General features: G+C 48.2%; 3 protein-coding genes. All 3 read right to left on the bottom strand.

Annotated features, from left to right (window positions below; all coding sequences use genetic code 11):
* Positions 1 to 21: 21 nt before the first annotated feature.
* Positions 22 to 1,293 (bottom strand): DUF5689 domain-containing protein, encoded by a 1,272-nt coding sequence (locus ACTHMC_RS10300; RefSeq protein WP_440413028.1) that lies wholly within the window; start codon positions 1,291 to 1,293, stop codon positions 22 to 24.
* 32 nt (positions 1,294 to 1,325) lie between these two features.
* Positions 1,326 to 2,798 carry a SusD/RagB family nutrient-binding outer membrane lipoprotein gene (locus ACTHMC_RS10305; protein WP_440413029.1) on the bottom strand — a complete coding sequence of 491 codons (1,473 nt, stop codon included), beginning with the start codon at positions 2,796 to 2,798 and terminating at the stop codon, positions 1,326 to 1,328.
* Between the two features lie 27 nt (positions 2,799 to 2,825).
* On the bottom strand, positions 2,826 to 6,000 hold a 3,175-nt coding region (locus ACTHMC_RS10310; protein ID WP_440413030.1), incomplete at its 5' end, for a SusC/RagA family TonB-linked outer membrane protein.

The following is a 6,000-nucleotide window of genomic DNA, read 5'->3' on the forward strand; positions in this document are numbered from 1 at the left end:
GCTTACTCATGTTAACGAATTTTAAAGTGCTTTATAAATTGCGAAATCTTCTATACAAAGACGGCCATTATTGATAGTGGCGGAAGAAGTGCCCAGGCCACGTTTGTTGATCCGGAAACGAACGGGGCCGGAAATGTTCACCATGAATACTGCCTGCTTGGATCCCCGCTCAGGCATATCTTTTACATCAGCTCCGGTCTGTGTCCAGGTAGTCCCTCCATTGGTGGAGTATTCCAGTCTGAAAGTGCTGGGTACATCAGTATAATATTTGCCGTAGAACACTGTCACTTTGGAAGCACCATCAGGAAGATCGAAGTTCATCTGAACATATCCTGAAGAAGACAGGTTCTGCTGCATCCGGACACATTGTTTACCAGGCAGGTTGTATTTATCACGCAGGAATGTATTGCCGAGGATCGCCTGTAACAGCTTCCAGTTACCGGTCTTGAGATCTATATCATTGTTAGTGGCAGTCATATTGTAACTTGATTTCGCCGTAAAATCAGGCGATTCAAAACTTTCCGGGAAACCCGCATACAGCTGGCCGCTGGCAGACTGCACATCGGCAGCTGATCTCAGCTGTACCACCTTCTTCTCTCCTTCATAAGTAACCACACCCGTCAGCCCTGCATTGGCTGGAAGCGGATCAGCAGCAAAAGCGGCATCTGACCTGGTGAGCAGTGTCAGATCAGCGCCACTGTTATCATAGAGCGTATGTTCTCCGCTGAAAGTAGCGCCGGCACTGTAGTCTTTGAGATCAGCGTGAAAACTCACCACAGTGGATTCATAATCATCAAAGGAAGAAGCCACCATATTGAGGGTTACCGGGCGGATAGTGAAACTTGCATTGCTCGCAAGTTTGGTAATCTTTTCTGCCTTTACACCAGTGATGGTCATGCGGCCATTCACTTTCTCCAGCTTTGCTCCTTCTACATTGATCTTCAAAGAATCGCCGGGAACAAAAGGAACTACCGTGGAAGCACCCATATCAACCACAATACCCCTGGTGATATCACCAGCCTGGTTGGGTGAAGCCAGGTCGCTCTGCAATATGAATGTACCTGGAGCGATATTCTTTGACGCTGCATCAGACACCACCACGCCATATGTGTTTACAGCACCAGACAGCGTATTGGGCCCCAGTTCCAGGGCATTTCCCTTGAACGCATTGCGTACCGCCCAGATATTCACATCACTGGCAAGCACACCTTCCGCAGGATTGTTGTAATCTTTCAGGCAGGAGGTCATTGACACCACTCCCGCAATCAATAAACTATATTGTAAGAATTTCATTGTTCTCATTTTAAAGTGAATAGTTGCAGGAATTATTTTGCCCACCATACTTTGATATTGATATCATCTCCACCCATTGCATCAACGGCCTTCTGGTAATTGGTCCTGTTGAGCGACTGTACCGAAACCGGGTACTTGAGCCTGGCAGGCATCTCTCCTCCATTCTGTAAACCAGGGCCTTTAGGCAATATGGGATAACCGGTTCTCCTGTGCTCAAACCACATCTGGAAATCTGTAAAGAAGTAGGTGAAGTATTTCTGTGTGATGATCTGCTCCAGTTTCTCTTCATCAGTTCCGGCTGCAAGCCAGGCCACACCCGGTTTTGCAAGATGTCCTGCCGGCACTGCCAGATTCCAGAAAGTGATGGCATTGGTCACACCGGACTCATACAGTGTTTGTGCGTTTCCGGTGATATACCCTTTCAGGGCACATTCTGCCAGCATGAACTGCAACTCGGGATAGTTGATGATATTTCCCATCAAAGGTTCATTCTTCAACGTCACTTTATAAGTGCTCAGCCTCTCGGGGATCTGACCAGGCGCATAGCCACTGGGAACACCTTCATAGTTGGAAACACCAACCGTGTTGGCCCACACTGTTCTGCGGGGATCTTCCCAGGTATTGAGGGTATTGATGAAAAATTGTGTAAGCCCGTTATCCCCGTTGAAATCATAATCCCTGTATGAGTTGAAAGCGCTCACATAAGGAAGTGTGGTAGTGAATTTCAGTACGGCCGATTCTGCATTGCTCGCAAACATCGGGTAATTGGCCTTATTGGTTTCAGCGATCTCTTTGATCTTTGCCACCGCATTCATTTCTGTTTTATTGGAAACGCGGAGCAGGAGACGCAGGTAGAGTGTATTGCCGAATTTTCTCCAGAGTGCATTTATATTGGCAGCATTGGCCTTGCCATACAGCGGATCGCGGAGCGCAACTTCAGAAGCAGGTACAGCGGCTGTTCTCAGCGCCTCGTTGGCCTCTTCCAGTTTAGCGAAAATATCAGTGTAGATATCCTTCTGCGGATCGAATTTGGGTTGATAGACTGCATCACTGTATCCTTTCAGTGCTTCGGAATAAGGCACATCTCCATAAGTATCTGTTACCAGTGAGAACACCCAGGCTTCCAGCACACGGGCAATCCCCTGGAAGGTAAGATCATCCAGGTTCTTCGCCTGGTTGTACATGTCGCGGATGTTCAGCAATTGCAGGTACCAGTTGTTCCACATATAATCCGATTCCGAAGGACGGATGATATACCGATGGATCTCATCCGAGTTGATGGTAGTTACGTGCACCTGCATCAGTTCGTTGGTGATGCGGAGCGCGCGGGTCTGGTTTTTGGTCACCAGGTCATAGATGGATGCTTCTATCAAAGCCTCAGGCCTTACGGCACTCACCGTATTGGGATTGGTATTGATCTTTTCAAAGTCTTTGCTGCAGCTGCTCATCATTCCAACTCCTGACAGCATCATCACCGCGAGCATTTTATTTTTTAATGATTTCATTTTTGTCAATTTAGATTGAAACAATGTTTAGAAGCCTACAGACAGTGCAATACCAAAGCTGCGGGTAGAAGGAAACTGTCCGATCTCGAAACCTGCATCCACCGTTCCGTTATTCAGCGTACCGAATTCAGGATCGAAGGAAGGCCATTTGCTGATCACCAGCAGGTCACGGCCATAAAGACCGATTGATGCTTTCTGCAGTTTCAGCCTCTTCACCAGTTTTGCATTGAATGTGTAATCCAGCCTGGCTTCCCTCCATTTCACGAAGTCTGTGCTGAATATATTTCCTTCCACATTGTCCCTGTTGAAATGCGCATCGTAGTATGCCTGGATATTGGTCACTACAGTTGTATTGGGAACGAATTTGCCATCAGGCGTCTGCACCACTCCATTTCCGATGATTCCATTATCGCGGCCGGGTAATGTTTTCTTCAGCTTACCTTCTTCACTCAATACTGCATGTGTGAGTGAATAAGCTACACCACCAACCTGGCAATCCCAGAGCACGCTGAAGCCGATGTTCTTATATCTCCATTCACTGCCCAGACCAGCTTTCCAGTCTGCATTGGTATTGCCGAGATAAATAATTCCTTCTGTTCTCACCGGCAGTCCCTGGCTGTTGTAGATGATCTGGCCTTCAGGTGAACGCTGGTAACCGATCCCGTAGAGGTCGCCCATTCTGCCACCGGGCCTTGCTTCCATGGATCCGCGGTTGGCAGGACCAGTGCTCATCACATAAGTATCAACACCTTCAACCAGTTCAACCACTTTGTTGCGGTTTGAAGCAAAGGTTCCGTTCAGCGTCCAGGAAAATCCTTTTGGGTTTTTATATACAGCGGCATTGGCCGTGATCTCGATACCCTTGTTGTCTACACGGCCGGCATTGGCCACCATGGAGCTGTAACCGGTTGCCCTGTCTACAGGAACGTTGATGATATCATCAGTTGTTTTGTTCTTGTACAATGCCACATCCAGTCCGAACCTGTTGTTGAGGAAACGGATATCCAGACCAACTTCAAGACTGGTGGTCAACAACGCAGAGAGCTCTGCATTCGGCATGCTGGTGGGGTTGGCGAGGCCGCCGGGAAACAGGGTTGGCTGAAACTCGTATGAGGTCAGGTAAGGCCTGAAACCTCCGCTACCTACCTGCGACCATGATCCACGTACTTTCAGGAAAGAGATAGCTGCCGGCATTTTGAACTTCTCAGACAGAATGGTACTGAGGTTCACGGATGGATAGAAAAAACTTACATTGTCCTTGCTCTTTGGCGTAGCCAGCTGGCTTGCCCAGTCGTTACGGCCTGTCATATCCATGAACAACCAGCCGTCATATTCAAATTGTGCCAGTGCATACAGACTGTTCACTTTGAATTGTGAACGATAAGGGAATACCTGCCATCCGTCCTTGCTGTTTGCATGAGAGTAGATGCCTGGGTAGATCAGTTTCTCAGATCTTACTTCATCCTTATTGTATTTGTTGGTGATGGTGCTACCGCCAACAGACAGTGTTCCTTTCAGCTTGCTGGTGATCTCATGTGTATAGCGGGCGAGGAAATCTGAGTTGATCTCCTGTGTAATGATATTCTGCGTGCGGTACATACCGTTCACAAATTTCTGGGTACCCATCGGCCTTTGCTGTGAGCGGGTTTCAGATGACCAATCCAGTGAGGTGCGAACCAATACACTGAGGTTCTTAGTGAAATTGTATGTGGCAGACAGGTTGCCGATCACACCATTCCTGTCGGAGCTGTTCAGCATTTCATTGGCCTGCAGATAAGGATTATCCAGCAGGGAACTGAATGGCCTTGTTTGTTCCAGACCTTCTTTGCCCGGCACCCAGTAATCCTTGAACCAGTCCATATTCATGTTGGGAGTTAAGCCCCTGATGAAGTACATGATGGTTTGGTTATTGTAACCGGTGGTGGGCAGGTTATCGCTTTTCTTTTTGGTGTAGTTCACTTTGGTGGCCAGCTGCATTTTGTCAGACAACTTATGGGTAAGCGACAGTGCCGCTGTATTCCTTTTGTAACCTGTATTGGGAACGATCCATTTGTTATCCAGGTTGGTGAAGCTCAAACGCGCATTGGTTGTTTTGGTGCCACCTTCAATAGCCACGGTATTGGTGAAGGTCCTCGCATTATCGAAAAAGTCTTTACGCGCATCTTTGTAAGGGATCCATGGAGTTCTTGTTTCTCCTTTGGCGCGTGTAACGGGATCGTACTGGTAATAGCTTTGTCCGTTGAATTTAGGCCCCCATGCAGAGCTGGTGCTGCGGGTAGAAGGACCGTCTTCAGAATCGTTATAAGAATACCAGGTACTTTGTCCTGTTGCACCCTGACCGTATTCATATTGATAATCAGGCCAGCGGTTGATACTTTCGATGCTGAAGTTTGAATTGAGGGTAATCCCCAGTCCGCGTTGAACGGATTTGCCTGATTTGGTGGTGATGATCACGGCACCGTTGGCGCCTCGTGCGCCGTAGAGGGCAGCAGCACCGGGGCCTTTCAGGAAGGATACGCTTTCAATATCTTCCGGGTTGATATCATTGAGGCTGGTACCGAAGTCAACGGGAGATTCCGCCTGCAGGTAAGAACTGCTGCCGGTACCTGTCATGGAACCTGAGCTGCTGTTGATCACCACTCCGTCCACAACTATGAGGGCATCACTGTAACCGGTGAGTGAGTTCTCACCACGGAGAATGATACGGTTGGTACCTGCAGGACCACCGCCTGATTTAATGAGGTTCAGACCGGCTACTTTACCGGTCAGTGCATTCGTCCAGTTATTGCTCATGGCGTCCGTGAGCTCCTCCGTGCCGAGTTTGGAAACAGAGTAGCCAAGTGCTTTTTCATCGCGCTTGATACCAAGGGCAGTAACTACCACACTTTCCATTTCATTGTTATTGGGTAACAACTGAATGGAAATGTTATCGCTTTTACCAACTTTGATCTCACGGTTTTGAAATCCAACAGCGGAGATGATGAGCGTTTCTCCTTCACTGGCGTTAATGGAGAAGGCGCCTTTTTCGTTGGTAGTAGTACCGCGGGAAGTACCTTTCACTACCACGCTGATGTTGGAGAGAGGAGAATTGTCAGCGGGGTTGATAACCGTACCACTGATCTTTCTTTGCTGGGCCATCACGGATATGCAGACCATGACCAGGATACAGCTCATCAGCATGCGCATAACAAGCCTTCCTGCA

This window comes from Pseudobacter sp. (assembly GCF_051955275.1).
Taxonomy (GTDB): domain Bacteria; phylum Bacteroidota; class Bacteroidia; order Chitinophagales; family Chitinophagaceae; genus Pseudobacter.